This is a genomic window from Brevibacillus ruminantium (assembly GCF_023746555.1).
Classification (GTDB): Bacteria; Bacillota; Bacilli; order Brevibacillales; family Brevibacillaceae; genus Brevibacillus; species Brevibacillus ruminantium.
Genome location: NZ_CP098755.1, coordinates 5,567,587 through 5,589,305, shown reverse-complemented (window position 1 = coordinate 5,589,305; position 21,719 = coordinate 5,567,587). Strand labels below are relative to the sequence as shown.

The following is a 21,719-nucleotide window of genomic DNA, read 5'->3' as shown; positions in this document are numbered from 1 at the left end:
ATCCATTACGATACAGAAGGGGGAGAGCGATATGGCAAAACTCCTGGTTGTGGACGATGAAAAACCAATTGCCGATATCTTGAAATTTACCTTTGAAAAAGAGGGTTACCAGGTGGTTTGCGCCTATGACGGTGAGGAGGCAATTCTGCTCGTGCAGGAAGAAAAGCCGGACCTGATCCTGTTGGACGTCATGCTCCCCGGACGGGATGGAATGGATGTCTGCCGCTCCGTCCGTCAAACCTGTGATGTTCCGATCATCATGCTGACGGCCAAGGACTCGGAGGTCGATAAAGTACTCGGTCTGGAGCTGGGCGCAGATGATTATGTGACCAAGCCCTTCAGTGCACGGGAGCTGGTAGCTAGGGTTAAAGCACACCTGCGCCGCCAGCAGCCGAAGAATCAAGAGGAGCAGGAGAATCACGTGCTGCGCGTGTATGAACTGGAAATTGATCTTCAATCCTATACGGTCGCGAAGGTGGGGGAACCGCTGGAGCTGACCCATCGGGAATTTGAGTTGCTGGTCTATCTGGCGCGCCATCAGGGACAGGTTTTGACACGGGAGCATTTGCTGCAATCCGTATGGGGCTTTGACTACTTTGGGGATGTGCGGACAGTCGATGTGACCATTCGTCGGCTGCGAGAAAAAATCGAGGATGATCCGAGCCAACCGAAGTACATTATCACGCGGCGCGGACTTGGCTATACCATGCGCAACCCAGGGGCGGGAGGCAGCCTTGGATGAGGTCGTTTCGACTGTTTCGCCTGTTCAAGACGGTCCAGTGGAAAGTAGTCGTCATCTACATGTTGTTGATCTTGATGGCGATGCAGTTTATTGGAGCCTACTTTGCACGCGAGGTGGAAAGCTACTACGTCAACAACTTCTCTGAAACGCTGAACGCGCAGGCGAGCTTGCTGGCTACCCTGTCCCAGAGCTATCTGCGTCCAAACGAGGGAAAAGAACAAAGTACGGAGGAAGTCCGGCAAGGCATTGATAATCTGATCACCCATCTGGTGAAGCTGAATGGGGCAAACGTACGTGTCATCGATTCGAATGGAACGGTGATCAGTACCACGGAGGACAAGCGAACGATTGGCCAGCGCAACTCCCAGCCAGAGGTGACGATTGCACTGCTGGGGACGCGCAGTGAATCGACGCGTATTGATCCGCGGACAGGGGATCGGGTCAAAGTTCTGGTGCTTCCTGTAAAAGGAGATAATATTGTCTACGGTGCGGTGTACATGGCGGCTTCGATGGAGGCTACCTATGCCACTGTCCGCAAAATGAACGGGATTCTCGCGACCGGAACGATGTTTGCCCTGGCGATTACAGCCGCTCTGGGCGTAGTCCTGGCCCGGACGATTACCACACCGGTCAAGGAGATGACACGTCAGGCACGGGCTGTTTCGGACGGGGATTTTAACCGGAATGTGAGAATCTACAGTGATGATGAGATCGGCCAGCTTGGCATGGCCTTCAACCATATGACGCTCCGGCTGAAAGAGGCGATTACACAGCAGGAAGAGGAGCGGGAAAAACTAGCCGGTATTTTGAGCAACATGTCCGACGGGGTGGTGGCTTCCAACCGGGATGGCCACATCATGCTGATGAACCGGACGGCAGAAGAGATGCTGCAGGTGACGATGACGGACTGCATGACAAAGGGATTGACGCTCTACGATCTGTTGCGTCTGCCGCCCGAAGAGGAAATGCCGCTCTACTCCCAGATCGAGCCGCTGATTATCGAGATGATGCTGCCGAACCGCGACGTGCTGATTCTGCGCGTGACGTTTACCCCGCTGCAGCATGACAGCGGCAGGCGCGGCGGGATTATCACCGTGCTGCAGGATGTAACCGAACAACAGCGGCTGGATCAGCAGCGCAAAGAGTTTGTGGCCAATGTGTCACACGAGCTGCGGACTCCGCTGACGACCGTCAAAAGCTATGTCGAGGCGCTGTTGGATGGAGCGGTAGATGATCCCGAGCTCTCGCACCGCTTCTTGAAGGTGACGATGTCGGAGACGGAGCGGATGATCCGTCTGGTAAACGATCTGCTTCAGCTCTCCCGCTTTGACTCGCAGGGGATTCATCTCCGCTACCTCGAAACGGACGCCAATCAATTGCTCCGTTATGCGGTCAATCGGTTTTCCCTGTTTGGGGAACAGCAGGGCGTTCAGCTTCGCTTGGAGACAGTGGAAAATTTGCCGCCTGTCTATGTGGATAAGGATGCGATCAATCAGGTGCTCGATAATCTGCTGTCCAATGCGGTCAAGTATACGCCCGAGGGAGGATCGGTCGTAGTGACCGCCCAGGTGAACCGTCATTTGAAGCGTCTGTCTATTTCGATTGCAGATACCGGTATCGGGATTCCCCAGCGTGATCTGAAACGCATATTTGAGCGCTTCTATCGAGTGGACAAGGCGCGCTCGCGCGGACAGGGAGGCACGGGTCTCGGTCTGGCGATTGCCCGTGAGCTTGTACAGGCGCACGGGGCAGAGATTGAGATTGACAGTGATCTAAATGAAGGAACGACGGTCACCTTTTGGTTGCCGTTAGCCAGAGGAGGGACAGCAGGATGAAGCGGTGGATTGAACCGGCCAAAACCCTGTTGCTCACTTTGTTGGTGATATCCAGCTTTTGTTTGACGGCCTTGTTATGGACAAACCAACCGAATCTGCAATTGATCGAGCCGGCCCAATACAAGGAATCAAAGCCCGTGAAGGAAAAACAGCTCGATGAACTGGTCGCACCGGAATCCGTGATTTTTCACTACGGGGATGACCGCCATACCAAAGCGACGGCGACGGATGGGCATTATCGACTGGTGAAAGAAGAGATGCCGAAATGGATCTTTCTCGATTTCTCTCCTTATTCTCTGCCTATCGAGAAGTGGGAGAAAATTGCCCGGGAAAAGCCCGGAATCGAAATCCGTTTTCGCAACAGCATTCCGCTCTCTGTCGTAGGCAGGCTGGTTACCTTTCGCGATGAGGTAAGGGATAAAGGGAAGGGGATCGACAGGCTGCTATTGTACTATGAACAGGATGAGGATCTCGTCTACGCGTTGTTTATCCTGTCGGGTGAAGAGCAGGCGCTGCGAAGCCGCACGTCTATCAGCCCGAAAGATCTGCGGCAGTCGTATCTGCCTACAGGAAATACCATGCCGGAACAAATCATGAAGGTCGTCCATCGAGAACCGGCTGTCCCGTTTTTGGAGCAGAACCGGTCATCGGGCTCGATCTACTATTTGCCGAAGAACCCGGTGAGAATGCAGTCGTTTCAGTTTAGCTACCAGGTGATTGACAACAATCAACTCCTGGATGCGTATTTTCTCGACCGGACACTGGTCCGTCAGATCGTGGAGCGGGATAAAACGGTGATTTATACGGACGGCAGTCGCTCGGTCCAGCTCCGGCCTGATCAGCAAACGATCACCTTTACCGACCCCGCCACTCTCTCAGCAGCTCCGGAATTGACGGATGAAGAGAAGGTAAAGGGAGCCGTCTCATTTATTAACAAACATTTGGGATGGACGGATGAGTTCCATTTTGAGACGATCAAGAAAAGCTATAACGATAAAGACGTGGTGACGTTCCGTCAGTACATCGGAGCGTATCCGCTCTACAGCAAGGAGGGCCTGCCGATCGATACCATCCGGGTGACGATGGAAGCGGGGCAGGTCGTCACGATGGAGCGTTCCCTGATCGATCTGGAGCGGTACGTCCAGAGCAAATCCTGGATGGCGATGTCAGGACCGGAACTGTTTCAATACATTCGGGAAAAGGGATTGGCCAACACCGACCAGATTCAGAATGCCTACCTGTCCTATCAGACTGTCACTCGTGAGGATTACGTAGAGCTGATTCCGATCTGGGTCGTAGAGGTCATCAACTATCCGAATCTGTATATTCCTGCGCAGCTCAAGCAAAGAGGAGGGCCGGAACATGGATTGGAGTAAAACCAAGACGATCTTGATCTGGGCTTTTCTCATGCTGGACGTGTTTCTGGGCTATCAGGTCTACGCCACGCGGGGAGGCTATTGGCAAAGTCCGGAGGCTGGACAAAGCGAAAAATGGGAATTGGAAGACTATCTACGGCAGCACAATGTGGCGCTGGATGCAGAGGTGCCAACCGAAACCCCTGATATGACACATCTGGATGCCGAGTATACCGGGATCGGCCCGATTGAGATGCAGGAAATGAACGGGGTTCAGGCAACGGTAGAAAAAATGGCATTGGCGGCAAGACTGGACCCGCCGATTCCCATCCGCGGCCAGATTACTCCGACAGAGCTTTTGCGCCAAATAGGGCCGCGCATGATGTACGCCGATCAGTACATGGCCGATTTGTATCAATCCAATCAGGGGAGGCTGCTGTACTGGCAGATGTACAACAAGCTGCCGTTGTTTGTCGCACCGTTGGAGGTATACCTGGCGGACGGCAATATTTTGGGATACCGGCAAACCTATTTGAATATTCGCAGCCAGGGGCAGAGCAGGCCGATCATCTCTGGCTATGCGGCGATTCGTTCGCTTGTGGAGAAGCAGATTATCCATCCGGGTGAGCGGATTGAGAATGTGAGTCTGGGTTACTATGGGTCCTTCGATGCGGAGATCCAGGTATTGGCTCCGGTATGGCGGATCATTCACGACGGAAAGCAGCATTTTGTGAATGGCTTTACGGGCGCACAGGAGCGGCCATTGGTTACGACTTATTTCCCGGGGAAATAGCAAATCGAATCGACCTAGGTTCCATAAAATGGAATTTTGTAGATGAGAGAAACAACATTTTTTCAGGGTGGCAGGTACATCGCCGAGGCAGGAAAAGGATCGACACAGGGTCTTCTGCATTTGGTTTCTGGGTACGTGTCAGTGAGAGAAGAGGGATTTTTGGTGAGATTTAGTGTATTGGCCAGCGGCAGTACCGGCAACGCGATTTACGTGGCAACCGATCGGATTTCTGTCCTGATCGATGTCGGGATTACCGGAAAACAGGCAGAGGCGGCCTTGCGGGAGATTGGTGTCGATCCCAAAGAACTGAGCGCAATCCTGGTGACGCATGAACATGTTGACCATATCAAAGGAATTGGCGTGATGGCTCGCCGCTACAATCTGCCGATCTATGCCAACCAAAAAACGTGGACGGAACTGGACGGGCAGATCGGGACACTGCGAGAGGAGCAGAAGCTGTTTTTTGAAGTGGGCGAAAAGAAAGAGCTGGAGGACTTGGGGATCGAGTCTTTCGGAATCTCCCACGATGCAGTCGAGCCGATGGGTTTCTGTTTCTATCACAATCAGAAGAAGCTGAGTGTCGCGACAGACTTGGGCTATGTCAGCGACCGGATCAAGGAGACCATCCGCGGCGCCGATGCCTACGTATTTGAATCCAATCACGATGTGGAAATGCTTCGCATGTCCCAGTATCCGTGGAGCATCAAACGGCGGATTCTGAGCGATGTCGGCCACCTGTCCAACGAAGCGGCAGGGGAAGCGATGATCGATATCTTGCAGGGCCGGTCCGAAAAAGTGTACCTCGCTCATTTGAGCAGAGAGAACAACATGATCGACCTGGCGCATCTGACGGTCAAAGGGATTCTGGAGGAGAGCGGCCTGAAGGTAGGAGACGATATTCACCTGAAAGAGACCTATCCGGACCGGCCGACCAAGCTCGAAATCTTGTAGCAGTTGCAGCAAAAAGAGGAGTCGCCATCGCCAAAGGGGCGCCCCAGCAGTTCCACAACCTTTCCATAATTCTCACGCGATTTTGCCGAAAAGAGGACGTATACTGAGAGTGTCAAAAAGGAAGGACACACACATAAGGTATACCGAAATGCAAAATCTGAAAAGCTAGGTACTAGAGAAAGGAGAGCGCAAACCATGGGATTTTACGATGACATGGCTCATGTGGAACGGAAAAAGCGTCAGTCTGGAATGGGACGTATGGTGATGACTTCCATTACCTCAGCGGTGATTGGAGGAATGGTTGTTCTCTTGATGCTGCCGACTCTCTCCAAATCAGGATATATTTCTATGGTAGAGCCAGGGACAGCCAATGCGATGAGCAATCCGGCGGCCAATCTTTTTGCCCAGCCGGTATCGGTTGAGGTCAGCTCTGCTACTGTGGATGCCGTGGAAAAGGCCGAGGATGCGGTAGTCGGGGTGATTAACACCCGCAAGGTCGTCAACTGGTTCAACCAAGAGCAAGTGCAAAGAGGAGAAGGCTCCGGTGTCATCTTTGAAAAGAAAGATGGAAAAGCACGGATCATTACCAACAACCACGTCATTTCTGGCGGAAACAAAATCCAGGTGGCCCTGCCAAACGGTGACACCGTCGACGCCAAGGTCCTGGGCGCAGATGCCTTCAACGATCTGGCTGTGCTTGAAATTGACGGGTCTAAAGTGACGAAGGTCGCTGAGCTGGGTGATTCCAGCACGCTCCGCGTCGGCGAGCCGGCGATTGCGATCGGGAACCCGCTGGGCCTGGAGTTTTCCCGCACCGTTACCCAAGGTATTATCAGTTCATTGAATCGTTCCATGCCGATTGATATCAACGACGACGGTCAAGATGACTGGGAGCTGGACGTCTTGCAGACAGATGCAGCGATCAACCCCGGTAACAGCGGCGGTGCCCTGGTGAATATTCGCGGCCAGGTAATCGGGATCAATACGATGAAGATTTCCAAAACGGGCGTTGAGGGCCTTGGATTTGCCATCCCGATCAACGACGTGAAAAAGATTGTGAACGATCTGATTCAGTACGGCGAGCTGAAGCGGGCCGAGCTGGGTATTGCCCCTTATGATTTGACCAGTGTGCCTCGTTATCATTGGAAAGAGACACTCCACCTCCCTAATGACGTAAAAGCAGGGGTTGTCGTCAGCCGACCTGTCGGCAAATTCTCGGCAGCAGGCAAAGCCGGACTGCAGCAGTATGACGTCATCGTCAAGGTAGACGGCAAAGAGATGAACAACAGTGCACAGTTGCGCAAATACCTGACACTGAATAAAAAACCGGGCGAGAAAATGGAAATCACCTACTATCGCGATGGATTCGAGAAAACGACAACAGTTACTCTGGACGCCCCCAGCAACCAAAACTAAATGATTCAACTGATCGCTGCATTGGAGGCGGGCAGATAAGCAAAAAGACGGAGATCCCCGAAAGGGCTCCGTCTTTTTTGCATGCAGTATGGTGAAGACAGGCGTTTCTGTGCTTAAAACTTTGCCACCAGTTGGTTCAGATTTTCCGCCATCTTCGCCAGATCAACCACTGCATTCGAGGTTTCTTCTGTGCTGGCTGAGGTCTCTTCGGTGACGGCTGCGATATTTTGGGCAGCTTTCAGCACTTCTGCGATCTGCGCGCTTTGCTCCTCGCAACTGGCCGCTACCTCGGCGATACGCGAGGACGTCTCTTTTACAAAGCGTACGATTTCATCAAAGGATTGGTAGGCTTGGGAGACCAGTGCACTCCCATTGCCCACGGTTTCCACTGTTTTTTGGGTGCTGGTCTGCATTTCGCTGATCAGATCGATAATCTCCTTCGTCGCCGTGCTGCTTTGTTTGGCCAATTTGCCCACTTCACTGGCTACGACGGCAAAGCCTCTTCCATGCTCACCAGCCCGGGCTGCCTCGATGGATGCATTCAGGGCGAGCAGATTCGTCTGATTGGCGATATCCTGAATCGAGCTGGTAATTCGGTCGATCCGCTGCGAATTGGTCAGCAGCTCATCTACTTTGGCCGTGATATCTTTCATGCCGTCGATGGAGTTTTCCATCATTTCTCCGCCGCTGTACGCAACAGTGACTGTCTTGTTCACGAACTCATTGGTCTGTTCAATGTTCACAGCTGTCTGGTTGATGGCCTGATTCATTTGTTCAATCATATCGGACACCAGGGCGACAGACGCAGCTTGATGCTGGCTGCCGCTGGCGACCTCTTCAATACTGGCCGAAATCTCTTCCGAGGAGCTGGCCACGCTTCCGGAGGAATGCTGAATCTGCTGTGTCACTCTTTTGATATCGCGCATCGTAATCAAAGCAAGCACCACACCGATGATGAGGGCCAGCAAGCTGATCAAGATGACAATCGTCAATCCGGTTTGGTTCAGGGAAACGGCACCCACGGTGGCTTCACTGGCTCCTTTTCCATTCAACGCCACGAGGTCCTTAATCCCTTCATTTGCCTTATTCCAGTGTGAAAAGGTGTCATTGATCGCTGCGATTGTTTTAGCCGAGTCGTTATCTCTTGCGATTTGCAGGACGTGGGGGATTTTCTCCTTGTAGACCTCCCAGCTATCCAAAAATATGTGATATAGTTGTTTTTCCGCATCGGAAGAGATCAGAGGTTCATATATCTTTTGGTCTCTCTCGATCTCTTTTAAAATCGTATTTGCTTCAATCTCCAACTGGCTGATTCTCTCAATTTTACTTTCCAAACCGATCTCGGAAATAACGGCTGGAAGGTTGGAGATGTTCTCACTCAAACTGCCAAGCACCAGAACACTGGGCATCCAGTTTGCATCAATCTCTTCTGCCTTTCCTTCGATTTTGTTCATCAGAAACAACGCAATCGATGAGGCCAGGAGCAGGCATATGATAAGAGATGCATAGCCGAGTAATACTTTCTTTCGTATAGTCATGGTCGTTCTCCTCTCAGGTAAGTACGGGTGATGGATTCTACATAGTAACTACCACAAGTTCTTGGGATTGAAACCCATTTTGGAGAGTTTGTATTTGAAAAGGCAGGCCTTGTGTCGTTTTCATGACTCTATAGGAGGAATAGATAGCTGCCAGTAAAAATTAGGTAACTGGGGCGGCTTCGTGTAAAATGGAGATCAAAAGAAGTGCAGCGGAGTCGCAACGAGGCGGGCATGTGACTGTAGAAGAAAAGATAACAGCATGGGAACAGGGGGGAATCCGCACGATGGAGCTGTTTCAGCAATTTTATACGGTCTTATCTATCTTCAATCTGTTGTTGGCAGCAGTCTTGATTTTCATGGAAAGGCGCAATATCGCCTCGACCTGGGCCTGGCTGATGGTCTTATTGTTTTTACCTGGTGTAGGGTTTGTGATTTATCTATTGTTTGGACAGAGATTGTCGCGAAAAAAGCTGTATAAACTGAGAGAAGGGGAATTTTCCCGTTATCGGTCGGCCTTGAAGGAGCAAAAACAGCAGATCGAGAAAGGTGAGATTCACTTTCACGATCCGGCTATCGTCGATTATCGAAATATGATCCGCATGAATATGGTCAGCGATGACGCCCTGTTTACCCAAGACAATGAAATCGAGCTGTATACGGAGGGGCATAGCAAATTCGAAGCCCTGTTTTCCTGTATAGAAAAGGCAGAAGATCATATCCATTTGCTGTATTACATTATCCGTAAAGACGAACTGGGACAGCGGCTGATCCAGGCTCTGACCGAGCGGGCGAAGCAAGGAGTACAGGTGCGGCTGCTGTACGACGCGATCGGTTCTTCGGAGCTGACGCCGCGTTTTTTCCGGCCGTTGGTGGAGGCAGGCGGAGAAGTGGCTTCATTTTTCCGATCACCGATCCCTTATGTGAACCTGTGGGTCAATTTCCGCAACCATCGCAAGCTCGTCATCATCGATGGTGTCATCGGCTTTATCGGGGGGGTTAATGTCGGGAATGAATATCTCGGGATGGATAAAAAGCTGGGGTACTGGCGGGACACGCATATGAAGATGACCGGGAATGCCGTCCATTTGCTGCAGACACGCTTTTACCTGGACTGGAATCTGACGGCGCAGGGGCAGAGGCGGTTGAAGGACGAGGTGCGCTATTTCCCTGTGATTCATGGAACGGGAAAGGTGGGCGTACAGATCGTCTCCAGCGGTCCCAACTCGGAAAAGCAGCAAATCAAGCATGGCTATCTCAAGATGATCTACAATGCCAAGGAACGGATTTATTTGCAATCGCCCTATCTGATCCCGGATGACAGCCTGCTCACGGCATTAAAAATGGCGGCTATGTCCGGCGTCGATGTTCGGGTCATGATTCCCGGCAGAGCGGATCACAAGCTGGTCTACTGGGCTTCGCAATCCTACCTGGGTGAGCTGCTCAAGAGCGGCGTGCGCTGCTTTCGATATGAAAAAGGATTTCTTCATGCCAAATCAATCGTCGTCGATGGACAGATCGCGTCGGTCGGGACGGCCAATCTGGATATCCGGAGCTTTAAGATTAACTTTGAGACCAATGCGTTTTTGTTCGATTCAGCCACGGCAGAGCGGTTGGAGCGGATATTTATGGACGATTTGAAGGAGTGTCACGAGGTGACCCGGGAGGAGTATGAAAATCGCCCGCTGAAAGCGCGGCTGCAGGAGTCGCTGACGCGGTTGTTGTCGCCGATTTTGTAGGGCGTGAATGGCCAGGCTGTTGAAGGGATGAAGGCAAAGCGGGCGGGCAGTAGCAGGGAGGCAAAGTACACAGCAGGAATTGACAGGAAAAAGCGGCGTGTAATCGGCCGCTTTTTTTGATTTCTGCATTCTTTTCGATTTCCAAAAATGATGTGTCGATCCCCAAAAGGATGGCGTCTAATTCATGTGAAGGGAGTGAGGGAGGGAAGTGGAAGAGTCGACGCCTTTTGACCCGGCCTACTGGGTTTCGCGAGCCAAACGGAAGCGCGAGGATTTTGCTCCGCTGTACGATTTTTATTTTGAACGAATTTACCGCTATTTTGCATTCAAGGTGGGGAGGTCGCATGCAGAAGATTTGACACAGCTCACCTTTTTGAAAGCCATGAATGGACTGTCGAGCTACCGGGAAGAATCGCTTTTTTCCACCTGGCTGTTTCAGATTGCAAAGCGTGTGCTGCTGGACGAAAACCGGAGACTTCGACGGCGGCCGAAGGAGACGGAGCTGGATATCATACAGACCGAACGATCGGAGGGACATGCCGAGCGGACAGCGATTCAAATTGATCTGTTATCCGCTTTGCAGCAGTTGCCTGAGACGGAGCGAGAGATCATCATGCTGAGGTTTTTCGCGGACTGTACGCTCGTCGAGGTCGCAGAAATTCTGGAGATGGGTGAAAGCGCAGTGAAAAACCGGCTCTACCGGGCTCTGGAAAAGCTGAAAGGCAAATTACACGGATGGGGGGATATGAATGAACGGCGACAGGAAAAAAACAGCTTTATCTGAGCAGATGGAGCAGCTAGCCAAGCAGGTAATGGAACCCCGGACGGATATGCGAAGTGCTGCTCTTGAACGGGAATTTCCCAGTTTCTTCGAGGTCGTACAGGGGCTTGAACGAGAAAGAGAGGTCCTTTCCCCAGATCCAGGCACGCGGGAGAGAATCAGGCAAACATTGTTTGAAACGGCAGGGACCGCGAAAGCCCCCGTTCGTCCGCGAAACGTCGCGAGAAAATGGATGTTTGTGGCGACCGCTGCCTGCTTCCTCTTTGTCATCTTGCCTGCTGCCGGTTTCTCGTCACCGACGATGGCCGAAAAGCTGAAAAGCATTCCGCTCATCCGATCCGTTTTTTCCCTGTTCAAGGATGAAACCTTGCATATCGCCGGGGAAAAGGGGCTTGTCGCACCGTCCAGTCAAAGCGTGACTGTGAACGGAATTATAGTGACGATGAACGAAGTGTTTTATGACGGCTCGCGCATCGATATCGGCTATGCCATCCAGATGCCCGAAACCGCAAATGAAACAGAAGCTCTCAAAATCGCCCGCAATATCAAGATATGGCAATTTACCGTGGACGATTCCGACAAGCCTGTTCCTTACAAAGGCAGTCAAGATGTGGAGCGGGTGGACGGAAACCTGTTTGCAGGGATAAAGCATATCGAATTGAGAGAGCCGTTGCCAGACAAGTTTACCTTGCACGCGAAGGTGGCGTTTGACGATGATCTGGCAGATCCAAAGACATCCGCGCAGCTGGACATCCCGGTGGTAAAACAGATGAAGCCGGGAGACAGCGCAGAGCTGTCCCTGAATATTTCCAAGACCATGCAAAACGGCTATGTATTTGAAGTGGAATCGGTAAAGCTTACCCCGGCTTCAACGACCATTTTGCTCAAAGAGATTCCGCCGGACGACAAACCGTATGAGCCTGCGTACAGGCTGTTAAACGACAAAGGAGAGGCTATCGAAGAGGTGGAAGAAACCCTCACTTGGGACGAAAAGGGAATCTGGAGAAGGTTTGTCATTCCACTTCGGGAAAGACCGGAGTCCGTCAAGCTCATCCCCAGCATGAACGGCGTTGAGGAAACGGAGAAGGCCGTAACCATTCCGCTCAAAGCGGACAGTCAAAACAAATAGATGAAAAGAGGAGAGATCATAATGGCAAATAAACGGACATCGCAGACAATCGGCCGTCTATTTTTGGCGGGCGTGGTCACAGTTGCAGGCATATCGGCAGTCCTTCCGGGGGAGACATCAACCGTGCAAGCGGCTCCTGTGAAAACCGCAACCGGAGCACAGACAAAAGCCGCACAGGCCAATCCAAGTGTGACGGTGAACGGAATGACAGTGACGGTGAACGAAGTCTTCTTTGACGGCTCGCGCATGGATATCGGTTATGCCATCCAGATACCCAATGCCCAGAATGAAGCAGAAGCTCTCAAAATGGCCCAGACAATCAAGCTTTGGCAATTTACCGTGGATAATTCCGACAAGCCCGTTCCTTACAAAGGCAATCAAGAAGTGGAGCGGGTAAACGGAAACCTTTTTAAAGGGATACGGAATATCGAATTCACGGAGCCTTTGCCAGACAAGTTTACCTTGCATGCAAAGGTGGCGTTTGGCAATAATGTGATAGATCCAAAGACAACGGGGCAGCTGGACATTCCTGTAGTAAAACAGCAGAAGCCGGAAGATGGCGCAGAGCTGTCTCCACAAGTATCCCCGACCACGCAAAGCGGTGCAGGGGGCTCCGCAACACCTGCTCCTGACAAAGCAGAGGAACCTTTGCCCAAGCATGTTCAGCAAAGCTATCAAAAATTATTGGAGGCAGAACCGCTTCTGAAAAGCCTGAAAATGACGGGGTATTCCAAAAGCCCGATGACAGACAACGGGCAAATTCGCGGAGTATGGGGGATCGCGCTCCATGAAACCGGAAATTTTGACGACAAGGGGAAGATGTTTGCCGCGATGCAGTTTGACAGTACGACAGGAGAGCTATTGGATTACGGCTCCTTTGGTTCTCCAACTTTCAGGGAAGAGCCGAAAAATAGTACGCAAACGGAGGCTTTTTACAGACAAAAAGCAGCCGAATTCATCCAAAAGCTGCTTGGCAATGAACATGTGAAGCAGTATCAGAAGACCGGAACAGTGGAAATAAGCATGAGAACCTACAATAAGACCGTGGAAAGACAAACGGGTACTGCCCAATTTGATTACAATGGAGAACGATTTCAGATTGTTGTGGATGTCAACGGCTACCTGCACACGTACAATCGCATACCGCTGTCTCATTTGCTGAAACAGCGGTAAAGGACAAAAAGAATGACAACGGAAAAAACATCCCGACCCACTGTTATGTAGTGGAACGGGATGTTTTTTAGTGATGCTCTACCAGGCTGTCTACGGGAACGCTTTGTTCTCGTTCTGGCTCGTCCAGCGGATAGACTCTGGCCATGTCGGTTTCGTCGTCCACGTGCTGGATATAGACAGGCACCCTATCCAAGGTGACATTTGCCATGACGGGGGAAGCCGCGATCTCCTTGGCGCGCTGCTTGTTCACTGTACAGACCTCCTCGCGTTGTTTGTCCCAAGTAGTATTTGCTGGAGGGGTGGGAAAGCATTCCGAGACGTGTTTTTATGGGTGTGAGATTACTGCTGGTCCAGGGAGAGTAATGGTTAATTAGAGCTGTTTGCCAATTACTTAAGGGGGCGTAATGAGCTGTCGCTCAAGGGCAATGTCTGTGTAATCAAAGCTTCATCTCGCGCATAATTCGGCCACCCATGATATTCTCGGGTGCATATGCCGGGGAACGCTCTTTTTCCAATGGGGAAGGACATGTGAAGCGCAGCCCCCGCACCATTTGAAAATGGGGCATTCTGGGGTAGAATAAGGACGACAAACAGGTACGGAAAGGACGATTTACATAATGGACAAGAAGGAAAAAACGATTCGCATCGATGGCAAGGACATAGTGCTGCACCCGGAGCATCCGGTGCGCTTTGCCTGCATGGAGCATGCGGATACGCAGATAGATGAGTATGTGGATGAGTTTGAGGCTGCGCCGGATACGTACCGCGCCGCTTCCGTCGAGGACGAGACGCTGGACAAGCGCTGCCGCGAGTGCGGAGCTCCGGCCGACATTGCGTTGTTGCGCGAGAAAGGAATGTAAGGGCGTGCAGATTACAATCGTGACGGTGGGCAAGCTGAAAGAGAAATACCTGCGGGAAGGGATCGCGGAATACACCAAGCGCCTGTCGGCGTATTGCAAGCTGCAGATCGTGGAGGTCAGCGACGAGAAAGCGCCGGAAGAGCTGAGCGCGAGCGAGATGGAACAGGTCAAGCGCAAGGAGGGCGAGCGCATCCTCGCTCACATCAAGCAGGATCATTATGTGATCGCGCTTGCGATCGACGGGCAGATGTGGTCGTCGGAGAAGCTGTCGGCCGAGATGGACAAGCTGGCTTTGCATGGGCGCAGCCAGGTGGCGTTTGTGATCGGGGGATCGCTGGGGCTGGCTGGTGAGGTGCTGAAGCGGGCGGATGCGCAGTTGTCTTTCTCTAAAATGACGTTTCCGCATCAGTTGGTAAGGTTGATGCTGGTGGAGCAGGTTTATCGGGCGTTTCGGATTGGGCGGGGGGAACCGTATCACAAGTGACGGCGAAAAATTTAAGTGTCAAGGGGAGTATAGAATCCGCAGGAATAATGGAGGAAGGTGCCGGCCAGAATTTGAAGTGACTTCGTTTGGAACTACTCAGATACAGAGAGGCATATTCAGCCGGGCTAATCCGCATCATCTTACCGTATCGCGGCTAGTTACTTCGGGATTTAAGGTGGTGGGGCGTCATGAATATTAGAGACGTTATAGGAAATGATTGCAAAAAGATATGAAAGGTGAGTGCTCAAATGAAGTGGACGATTACAGCTGATAAATTAGATTCTACCGATGCCACACTCGTTTCATTATTACAACTATTATGCAGTCTAGAGTTCGCAATATCATCAGCTAAGTGGTACGTTGGGGAAGGCGCAGGGCGCTCTGAACTGCCTCCACATGAGCACGTACTAGCACTTGCTTTAAACATTGCAAGTATTGGTGAGGCACTACATAAGTTTGATTATTTTACTACCCAGGTGATTATAAAGATTTCGTCTTCATGGGATAATATGGTAAAGGAATCATGGGAGTATCTAAAATCTGATGAAGTTGCTGAACTCAAAAAACTCAATCTAAAGTATGTAAGTGATAAATCGACATTTCACATTGATCCCGAACCAGTAAAACAATTTACCTGAATCCGTGAAAAAGAGCAGCGTCCCGGCCTTTATACGCCCATTATGTGGAAACAGAGGGGAGTGAGGCGCTCTGTCAGCACCAAACGCGGTAGGGAGCAGATTCAAACAGAGCGCGCCACGCAAAGGGCACTCCGGAGGGTTATGAAAGTACTTCGTTCCATGCGAAAGTTTGGTGTAAATGCGTCAGAACGTTGGAAACCACGGACTATGGATTCAAATCGCAACTTAATCTCGCGGGCATGTTTCACCATGCGGGAGGCCAGCCAAATCAAGCTTTCAATAACCGTTCTCACGCGGCGGCGCGTCACTTTTACCTTCACCGGTGCGTCGGGTTCCTGCAGCGAAATTTGCCCAATTGCCCTGAGCAGGTTATACGCGAATAAGCCCGCGCAAAGCACTAAATCGTTGGTGGCGAATTTGCCGGAAGGTAATCTCTCCAGATTCAAATCTGTTTTGAGCTCACTATGGAATTGCTCGCTTGTTGCATGATCGCGATACAAACGGATCGCCTGCGAGGGCGCACATTGCAGAGTCGTAAAGAACACTTGTGCTTCGACGCTCGGCGTCAGCAGGATTTGACCATCTGCCTCCATTGTTCGCTCAATCACTTGGTACACAACGCGAATGGGACGTAGAAGCTTTTTGTCTTCCCAGATCATGGCGCCCAAATAGACGCGCTTGCCTTCGCGCTCTTCACAGCACATGCCGTCTTGCTTGGCAATCGCCAACCAGCTCTCCGGCGATTCGCGGCGTAAATTGCGCTTGATGATGAAGTCCACCTTAGCATCCAGACAGACATTCAAGTTTTCAATTGCGTCATTACCGGCGTCCATGCGTACCAAGAGTGGTTGATTCGTCGCCCGTCTGGCCAGTTCCAAGCTTTGCTACAAGAAGGCGTCTGCTTCTTTCTGCACATGCTTGCTGCCTTCACGCAAATTGACATTGATGCCGTACCCTTCTTGTCCGAGATAGGCGAAGAAGGGAGAGTAACCGTCAACCTTTTTATACGTAAGGAAGACCCCTTTTTTGGGTTTTGCTATTGTCAAACGGAGAGACATCCAGATCCAGCGGCAACCAAAACTGCTGGTTGCTTTGCCGATCGGTTACCTGAACGGGAGTGAGTGGCGTCTGAAGCGAACGAATCAAGTCGGCCGATTCTTCCAGTAAGATCGTCTGCCAATCGTAGCTGTACGAAGCGGCTAAATACAGACGCTGTCGGAGTGTCGGGATGACGGAACATGGTAAATTCCAAGCGCCTAGGGAAAGAAGTGATCCGCCCGAAACGGTTCAATATGATCAAAGTCACTTTTGCCTTGACAGAGCAGACCCTATCGCCGCGGCTCAGGCACCCAGGAAAGCGGTCACGTCGCTTTCCTGGGTCGCTTGGAGTCGCTTTTAGAACGTTAGATCACCTGCTCACTAACCTTGGTGCAACCGCGTTCGCCAAGTAACCGACAAACGGCAGTGCGTCCAAGCAGCCCCATCTGAATAGCAAACCTGGGTTGACAAACAGAGCTTAGAGGGCGACCAGCTCTGCGAGCTTGGCCGCGACGTCTGCCATTGGCTCTTCTGCAGTGTCCAGGCCGCTTCGTGATCCGAGCAAGGGACTGACTTCGCGGAGAGCTTCATACGTTGTCTCGTGCACAATCGGAACGAGCCGCTCACGAGCGAGGAGTGCCGAAAGTTCTTTGTCGGCGATGCCCTCTGCTGGGAGGCGGCGTAGCAGCGCAGGGGTCACCAGCACAATCCCAATTCGCGAGTTCGCCAAGCCCTTGTCGATGGCGCGAAGCAACGGCATGCCGAGGCCAACGTCCTTCTCGCTGAACCAGACGGAGACACCACGTGACTCAAGCAGATCGTGCAGCTCCTTGGCGGCCCCTTGCCGGTCGTCCCACGCATGGCAGAGGAAGACGTCCCTAAGGTCAGGCAGCTTTGCTAGGTTTTCGACGCTGTTGCGGACTGGTGTGAGTGCCCGAACTTCTTCAGGCGTGTATCTCACGGACGAACCTGCTCCCGACCAGTGTGGCTTTGCACTGCGGCCGGAACCTCCGCCGTTGCTTCGGCCGTCCCCACTCAGGGACGGGGAGTAAGACGGAGGCGAGTACGACCCGTAGCCACTATAGCGGCCATAACGCCCACCACACGCTGGGCAGTTGGCTGCGGCACTCGCTGAGCGATGTCCATTTACTGGAGCTGTGCATCTAGCCATGTCCCTACCTCCTAATATGATTTTCTAGTTATATATTACTTCCAAGCAGGAAAATAATCCATATATTTGATGGATTGTGTCGCATCTTGATTCGTCAGAGGTGTTTAGTTTGATATTTGACCGGGAGAAAGTTTCCGTGCCGGACGTGTCGCTGACTTCGAGGAGTGAAGGATGGAGCGGCTTGGACTGGATATTCCTGTGCAGGCCGGCTACTTGAGGTGTATATGCTGATGATGCAAGGGACGCTACCACCAAAGGGCTAATTTCCCTGGAAGTCGAACGCCATGGAACATTGGTTCACAGATTAAAGAGTTTGTCGGAGTCGGGGCGCACATGTTCGCCATTGCTTGCAGGCGAAGCTTTGAACTCGGGGTGAATATTGATTGGTCGAACGTAGAGGAGCCTAGCGAAGCCATTCGCAAGCACTTGGACGAAGTTATTGAAGAGGCTCAAACAAAAGAAGATATCGAAAAGAGAAGGCGGTATATCGAAGAGAGCCTTAGCACTCGGAATCTCGTAAATCAAGTCGCCCCTCTTTCGTCTTGCAAAATTACCGCCTTTAAACCAAGAAAAGAGGACATTATCGTACCAAAAGGTGACGAATACGAGGAGTGGGACAAGGTTCATAATTGGTCAGGTGGAGAGCAGTACGCAGTGTATTTGACCATGTATATGATCATGGTCAATCACGTACGGAAACAAGCGGACGGCAAATATAATGTCTTCAAAACCATTGTTGCGGACAACCCGTTTGGCAAAGCTTCTTCCGGTCATATCCTAAAACCGATTTTCGAAGTGGCCGAAAAGAATCAAGTAAAATTAATATGTTTTACAGCTCACCGCGCGGATGAAATTTTATCGAATTTCCCAACCTGTTATAGTCTAAAAGGAAGAAACGTGTACGGTATGGATGTGATGTCGCTTAATCCAATGCACCTAACGTATCAGTTAGAAGCCGGTTATGTAAAGAAATAAAAAAAATCAGGTCCCGGAAAAATGGGCCTGATTTTTTTCGCCGCGTCATTTTGAGGAACTATGACTATAAGCCGTCTTACATCATAATAGTAAATGAAGAATCCCTGCTAGCGTTTAAGGCTGTGGGGGTTCCTATATTGAATAAAAAGTTTATCTTGCTGCAACTGCGTCAACAACAGAACTTTTATTCCAACCGACCATGATGTCTGCATTATTAGAGACTTTTGTAGGAATTCGCTCTTGTCCCCATGGTTTAACACCGATTATGTATTTCTCGTAGGATACTGCAGTGTCGATTTCAAAATCAATCCAATCACTATGTGCAGCATACATACCTGCTAAAATAATTACAATAGATGCTGGTTTGATTTGAGCGTCAAGTGCATTTTTCAGCTTAGTCTTTCCACTCGATGTATTAGGATCAATTAATGGATCATGTTCTGGAACTGAATAGTTTTTCCAGTTAAACTTTCCTTCAGATTGAGCTTCATTAAGCCATTGAACTACTTTGTTATAATGTTCTGTGTATTTCCAAGCATGGCTGATAAAAATGTTATATGTCTTCATAATCTACTTACACTCCTTTTAATATGGAATTATACTGACAAAGGGAAAAGTTCGTCTCAAATCGAAAATTATTTCAAATAGTAACATAATAATTCATTCAAAGTTAATTTGGTTTATTCTTGTTAGAACTAGAGGATGCGAGTTGTGACCAATTAATATTTTCTGATGATATGATGCTTTCCACCCTTTCAACCAACAAATGGAAGGAGCGTTCTTCGTACGGAGTAGTACCGGTAAGATAGAGGTACTTTTCATGCCTAAGCAATTCACAAGTAGCTCGATACTGCATCCAATTTTCGTGATAACCTCCTAGTCTAGTAATAGATGCAATAATGACAATTATTGAGCCTATCAGAGCTATTGCAAACGGAACTAACCAGTGATTAGAAACATATCCACTCAAAAGAGGAATGACTGCGGCAAAGATGATTTCCCAAGTTTGCAACCTTTTATAAATTTTACGAGCATGAGTACTTTTATTGTCATACCAATCTATTTGTTCGTCTAAGCGCATTTTGATGTATTCACTTGGAGACATAGTTGTGTTTTCACTAAATCCACTCATGATTGCACCTAGGATTATGAGTCGAAACATCTATGGACTTCATTTTCCACCGCCTACTTCAATATACCTTCAAAACTGGAAAGATATTTTGTATCTAACTCTGCGCTGGTGAAAATACGTCGAACCCCTTTTAATGCGGATTCTTTTTGTCGTTCCCTTGGCGATGGATTACGCTTTAAACCAATACCATACGATTCTAATGCATTTTCATATTTACCAAGGACAAGAAACAACTCACCTACTGTAAAGTCCAACCAAAAGGAGACTTTATCATGCGTCAATAAATCATGACAAACTTTTAGTACGTTTGCAGCTAAGTCCCGCGCTTCTTCTAATCTTCCTGCAAGTAATTTAAGGGTAACAGCATTAACACCACAATAATAACTATAAGAATCTTTTTGATATGCTACTTCATAGGCTGAAATTGCAATTTCGAGTTCTTCTTTCCGACCAGTAGTTTCAAATAATTCTCTATGTAATCTTCCTTCGAGACCAGCTATTTCTGGTAAAAATCTCGCATCAGGGAAATCACGATAAATAAAATCTAAACTTTCTTTTGCCTGGCCATGCTCTCCCTGTTCAAGCAAAATGAGAACTTTCCTATGAAGTAGCCCCAGATCGTCTGGCAAAATTTCAAGAGCCTTCATAACTTCATTAAATGCCATTCCGTAATTTTTCGTCTCCAAAAATACTTGGCTTAACAACTCATGAATTTGTACATCTACAGCACTATCTGTTCCCAATGAAGAATACATAGAATCTACTAACGATGGAAGTTCCGAAATCCTACCAGAATTTAAGTAAGATTCGACTCTTCGCATCCAAATAGAAACGGCCGTCGGACCAGCATTACGAGGTGGCCTATGTAGACGCACCGAACCAATGTATGTGTCTAAAATCGGTTCCCAATACTGTTTTTTGGGTGTTAGTTTAGCCTCTACAAGCAATCTTTCACATATTTCAATAATTCTATCTTTTTCTTCTCCAGAATACGCTTGATAGGATGATAAAGGTCCTTCAAAATCTGAAAGAGGCATAGAGTATACCACAGGTATTAATCCTCTCTCTTTATTTGTCCCACTAGCAACGCCACATTCCCACAGAATCCATGGTCTCTCTATACTTCTTGGACTAATGATTGCAATCACATAATCAGCCGCAGATAGCTTTTCGTAAATACTGTCACGCCACTCTGCGCCTATTTTCATTCCCCCGGAGGGCTTTGTATCACTAGAAAGCCAGACCTCAATAGCTCCTTGAGATACATGATCTAGTAAAGTTTGCCACGCTAGAGCCAAGTCTTTTTCATCATGAGAGTGGCTAATAAATACTTTAAGCATTTGAAGCATCACCTCGTAAACTTTTAAAAGATTTTGAAAAACTACTTGATAGCAATTGGCGAAGTCGAATGATAGATAATAGTATATTATAAATATTTCCATTTGTAAAGAACGTGTGTTTGTATTGGTCTGCTTCACTACTCTTGATGATCTATTACGTCGGAGGAGTGTGTTCTTAGTTAGTCCAGTAATGATTAAAGAGAATTAGAAATACCCGATATCGAATTACTTTCGGCAAACTCGTCGATTTATAGCGTATTATCTCTATGGGTTTACACGACTTTTTTGATTTAGTTCTAGAAACCGGAAGCGTAAAAATCGGGAAAGGCGCTTCAATCCATATCAAATTTTTTTGAACCGATTGGCAACGTTCACGGCCATTGGACTGCTTCATACGTCATGCATCACGCTCATGAATCTTTTTATCCTGAACGCCTTCGTGGCGGAGAGCTTGATGAAGTCGTGTTGGAGGAAGTATAAAGTTACTGGGGAAATTATGAATAGTGCCTCTTAGAGATTTGTTATGGATGTTTTTCTATGAGTAAATCGACAACAAAGCCCACCATTTACCAAATTATGATATTATTAAATGGAATAAATGTTGTGAATAACAGTGGAATTTTAGGCAAACT

General features: G+C 49.4%; 23 protein-coding genes. 15 read left to right on the top strand and 8 right to left on the bottom strand.

Annotated elements, in window-relative coordinates; all coding sequences use genetic code 11:
• The first annotated feature begins 31 nt into the window (after positions 1-31).
• The 6 genes from yycF to NDK47_RS27330 all read left to right on the top strand — a co-directional run bounded on the left by yycF (position 32) and on the right by NDK47_RS27330 (position 7,092).
• On the top strand, positions 32-742 hold the full coding sequence (yycF, locus tag NDK47_RS27355) for a response regulator YycF (protein ID WP_251872860.1): 711 nt from the start codon (positions 32-34) through the stop codon (positions 740-742).
• Complete coding sequence (walK, locus tag NDK47_RS27350; protein WP_251872859.1) at positions 739-2,577, top strand: cell wall metabolism sensor histidine kinase WalK; 1,839 nt, start codon at positions 739-741, stop codon at positions 2,575-2,577. Before yycF ends, walK begins: the two co-directional genes overlap by 4 nt.
• Positions 2,574-3,953 carry a YycH family regulatory protein gene (locus NDK47_RS27345; RefSeq protein ID WP_251872858.1) on the top strand — a complete coding sequence of 460 codons (1,380 nt, stop codon included), beginning with the start codon at positions 2,574-2,576 and terminating at the stop codon, positions 3,951-3,953. The genes walK and NDK47_RS27345 overlap by 4 nt, the downstream gene beginning before the upstream one ends.
• Positions 3,940-4,725, top strand: coding sequence for a two-component system regulatory protein YycI (locus NDK47_RS27340; RefSeq protein WP_251872857.1), 786 nt, complete (start codon positions 3,940-3,942; stop codon positions 4,723-4,725). Before NDK47_RS27345 ends, NDK47_RS27340 begins: the two co-directional genes overlap by 14 nt.
• A 162-nt stretch (positions 4,726-4,887) precedes the next feature.
• On the top strand, positions 4,888-5,676 hold the full coding sequence (locus NDK47_RS27335; RefSeq protein ID WP_251872856.1) for an MBL fold metallo-hydrolase: 789 nt from the start codon (positions 4,888-4,890) through the stop codon (positions 5,674-5,676).
• A gap of 195 nt (positions 5,677-5,871) precedes the next feature.
• Positions 5,872-7,092, top strand: coding sequence for a S1C family serine protease (locus NDK47_RS27330; RefSeq protein ID WP_251872855.1), 1,221 nt, complete (start codon positions 5,872-5,874; stop codon positions 7,090-7,092).
• A gap of 113 nt (positions 7,093-7,205) precedes the next feature.
• Here NDK47_RS27330 and NDK47_RS27325 read toward each other — a convergent pair whose 3' ends face one another.
• Positions 7,206-8,630, bottom strand: coding sequence for a HAMP domain-containing methyl-accepting chemotaxis protein (locus NDK47_RS27325; protein WP_251872854.1), 1,425 nt, complete (start codon positions 8,628-8,630; stop codon positions 7,206-7,208).
• A 284-nt stretch (positions 8,631-8,914) separates the two neighbouring features.
• On the opposite strand from NDK47_RS27325, the gene cls reads away from it, so the two are divergent.
• The 4 genes from cls (at position 8,915) to NDK47_RS27305 (ending at position 13,449) form a co-directional block, all read left to right on the top strand.
• A complete protein-coding gene (cls, locus tag NDK47_RS27320) occupies positions 8,915-10,366 on the top strand; it encodes a cardiolipin synthase (protein WP_251876415.1) in 1,452 nt (483 codons plus the stop codon).
• Positions 10,367-10,574: 208 nt separating this feature from the next.
• Positions 10,575-11,150, top strand: a complete 576-nt coding sequence (locus tag NDK47_RS27315; RefSeq protein ID WP_251872853.1) for an RNA polymerase sigma factor — start codon at positions 10,575-10,577, stop codon at positions 11,148-11,150.
• Positions 11,116-12,276: a DUF4179 domain-containing protein gene (locus NDK47_RS27310; protein ID WP_251872852.1), complete on the top strand. Its 1,161-nt coding sequence runs from the start codon at positions 11,116-11,118 to the stop codon at positions 12,274-12,276. The genes NDK47_RS27315 and NDK47_RS27310 overlap by 35 nt, the downstream gene beginning before the upstream one ends.
• Before the next feature lie 21 nt (positions 12,277-12,297).
• Entirely contained in the window at positions 12,298-13,449 is a 1,152-nt protein-coding gene (locus NDK47_RS27305) for a DUF4179 domain-containing protein (RefSeq protein WP_251872851.1), read from the top strand.
• A gap of 67 nt (positions 13,450-13,516) precedes the next feature.
• On the opposite strand, the gene NDK47_RS27300 is transcribed toward NDK47_RS27305, so the two are convergent.
• Positions 13,517-13,699: an H-type small acid-soluble spore protein gene (locus NDK47_RS27300; protein WP_251872850.1), complete on the bottom strand. Its 183-nt coding sequence runs from the start codon at positions 13,697-13,699 to the stop codon at positions 13,517-13,519.
• Positions 13,700-14,066: 367 nt separating this feature from the next.
• Between NDK47_RS27300 and NDK47_RS27295 the strand changes: the two genes are divergently transcribed.
• From NDK47_RS27295 to NDK47_RS27285, 3 genes are all read left to right on the top strand, one after another.
• The gene (locus tag NDK47_RS27295) at positions 14,067-14,309 is read left to right on the top strand and encodes a CxxH/CxxC protein (RefSeq protein WP_251872849.1); all 243 of its coding nucleotides are present in this window, start codon (positions 14,067-14,069) and stop codon (positions 14,307-14,309) included.
• A gap of 4 nt (positions 14,310-14,313) precedes the next feature.
• On the top strand, positions 14,314-14,793 hold the full coding sequence (rlmH, locus tag NDK47_RS27290) for a 23S rRNA (pseudouridine(1915)-N(3))-methyltransferase RlmH (RefSeq protein ID WP_251872848.1): 480 nt from the start codon (positions 14,314-14,316) through the stop codon (positions 14,791-14,793).
• 248 nt (positions 14,794-15,041) lie between these two features.
• Positions 15,042-15,431 carry a hypothetical protein gene (locus NDK47_RS27285; RefSeq protein WP_251872847.1) on the top strand — a complete coding sequence of 130 codons (390 nt, stop codon included), beginning with the start codon at positions 15,042-15,044 and terminating at the stop codon, positions 15,429-15,431.
• Between the two features lie 101 nt (positions 15,432-15,532).
• Here the strand turns inward: NDK47_RS27285 and NDK47_RS27280 are convergent, their stop codons facing one another.
• Together NDK47_RS27280 and NDK47_RS27275 are read right to left on the bottom strand one after the other, a co-directional pair.
• A complete protein-coding gene (locus NDK47_RS27280; protein ID WP_251872846.1) occupies positions 15,533-16,309 on the bottom strand; it encodes a transposase in 777 nt (258 codons plus the stop codon).
• 6 nt (positions 16,310-16,315) lie between these two features.
• Entirely contained in the window at positions 16,316-16,477 is a 162-nt protein-coding gene (locus NDK47_RS27275; protein WP_251872845.1) for a hypothetical protein, read from the bottom strand.
• Between NDK47_RS27275 and NDK47_RS27270 the strand changes: the two genes are divergently transcribed.
• Complete coding sequence (locus NDK47_RS27270) at positions 16,458-16,598, top strand: hypothetical protein (RefSeq protein WP_251872844.1); 141 nt, start codon at positions 16,458-16,460, stop codon at positions 16,596-16,598. The two genes, NDK47_RS27275 and NDK47_RS27270, sit on opposite strands and share 20 nt — an antisense overlap.
• A 349-nt stretch (positions 16,599-16,947) precedes the next feature.
• Here NDK47_RS27270 and NDK47_RS27265 read toward each other — a convergent pair whose 3' ends face one another.
• A complete protein-coding gene (locus NDK47_RS27265) occupies positions 16,948-17,640 on the bottom strand; it encodes a toll/interleukin-1 receptor domain-containing protein (protein WP_251872843.1) in 693 nt (230 codons plus the stop codon).
• Between the two features lie 333 nt (positions 17,641-17,973).
• Between NDK47_RS27265 and NDK47_RS27260 the strand changes: the two genes are divergently transcribed.
• Positions 17,974-18,615: a hypothetical protein gene (locus NDK47_RS27260; protein WP_251872842.1), complete on the top strand. Its 642-nt coding sequence runs from the start codon at positions 17,974-17,976 to the stop codon at positions 18,613-18,615.
• 150 nt (positions 18,616-18,765) lie between these two features.
• Here the strand turns inward: NDK47_RS27260 and NDK47_RS27255 are convergent, their stop codons facing one another.
• The 3 genes from NDK47_RS27255 to NDK47_RS27245 all read right to left on the bottom strand — a co-directional run bounded on the left by NDK47_RS27255 (position 18,766) and on the right by NDK47_RS27245 (position 21,087).
• Complete coding sequence (locus NDK47_RS27255; protein ID WP_251872841.1) at positions 18,766-19,182, bottom strand: TIR domain-containing protein; 417 nt, start codon at positions 19,180-19,182, stop codon at positions 18,766-18,768.
• Between the two features lie 103 nt (positions 19,183-19,285).
• Entirely contained in the window at positions 19,286-19,747 is a 462-nt protein-coding gene (locus NDK47_RS27250) for a DUF4231 domain-containing protein (protein ID WP_251872840.1), read from the bottom strand.
• Between the two features lie 53 nt (positions 19,748-19,800).
• Entirely contained in the window at positions 19,801-21,087 is a 1,287-nt protein-coding gene (locus NDK47_RS27245; RefSeq protein ID WP_251872839.1) for a toll/interleukin-1 receptor domain-containing protein, read from the bottom strand.
• Between the last annotated feature and the right edge of the window lie 632 nt (positions 21,088-21,719).

Bases quoted from the DNA above. Each gene is read 5' to 3' on its own strand.
- NDK47_RS27305 (WP_251872851.1), top strand. From the start codon at position 12,298: ATGGCAAATAAACGGACATCGCAGACAATCGGCCGTCTATTTTTGGCG.
- NDK47_RS27265 (WP_251872843.1), bottom strand. From the start codon at position 17,640: ATGGCTAGATGCACAGCTCCAGTAAATGGACATCGCTCAGCGAGTGCC.
- NDK47_RS27325 (WP_251872854.1), bottom strand. From the start codon at position 8,630: ATGACTATACGAAAGAAAGTATTACTCGGCTATGCATCTCTTATCATA.
- NDK47_RS27345 (WP_251872858.1), top strand. From the start codon at position 2,574: ATGAAGCGGTGGATTGAACCGGCCAAAACCCTGTTGCTCACTTTGTTG.
- NDK47_RS27295 (WP_251872849.1), top strand. From the start codon at position 14,067: ATGGACAAGAAGGAAAAAACGATTCGCATCGATGGCAAGGACATAGTG.
- yycF (WP_251872860.1), top strand. From the start codon at position 32: ATGGCAAAACTCCTGGTTGTGGACGATGAAAAACCAATTGCCGATATC.
- NDK47_RS27250 (WP_251872840.1), bottom strand. From the start codon at position 19,747: ATGAGTGGATTTAGTGAAAACACAACTATGTCTCCAAGTGAATACATC.
- NDK47_RS27255 (WP_251872841.1), bottom strand. From the start codon at position 19,182: ATGAAGACATATAACATTTTTATCAGCCATGCTTGGAAATACACAGAA.
- NDK47_RS27330 (WP_251872855.1), top strand. From the start codon at position 5,872: ATGGGATTTTACGATGACATGGCTCATGTGGAACGGAAAAAGCGTCAG.
- NDK47_RS27260 (WP_251872842.1), top strand. From the start codon at position 17,974: ATGTTCGCCATTGCTTGCAGGCGAAGCTTTGAACTCGGGGTGAATATT.
- NDK47_RS27285 (WP_251872847.1), top strand. From the start codon at position 15,042: ATGAAGTGGACGATTACAGCTGATAAATTAGATTCTACCGATGCCACA.
- NDK47_RS27245 (WP_251872839.1), bottom strand. From the start codon at position 21,087: ATGCTTAAAGTATTTATTAGCCACTCTCATGATGAAAAAGACTTGGCT.
- cls (WP_251876415.1), top strand. From the start codon at position 8,915: ATGGAGCTGTTTCAGCAATTTTATACGGTCTTATCTATCTTCAATCTG.
- NDK47_RS27310 (WP_251872852.1), top strand. From the start codon at position 11,116: ATGAACGGCGACAGGAAAAAAACAGCTTTATCTGAGCAGATGGAGCAG.
- walK (WP_251872859.1), top strand. From the start codon at position 739: ATGAGGTCGTTTCGACTGTTTCGCCTGTTCAAGACGGTCCAGTGGAAA.
- NDK47_RS27340 (WP_251872857.1), top strand. From the start codon at position 3,940: ATGGATTGGAGTAAAACCAAGACGATCTTGATCTGGGCTTTTCTCATG.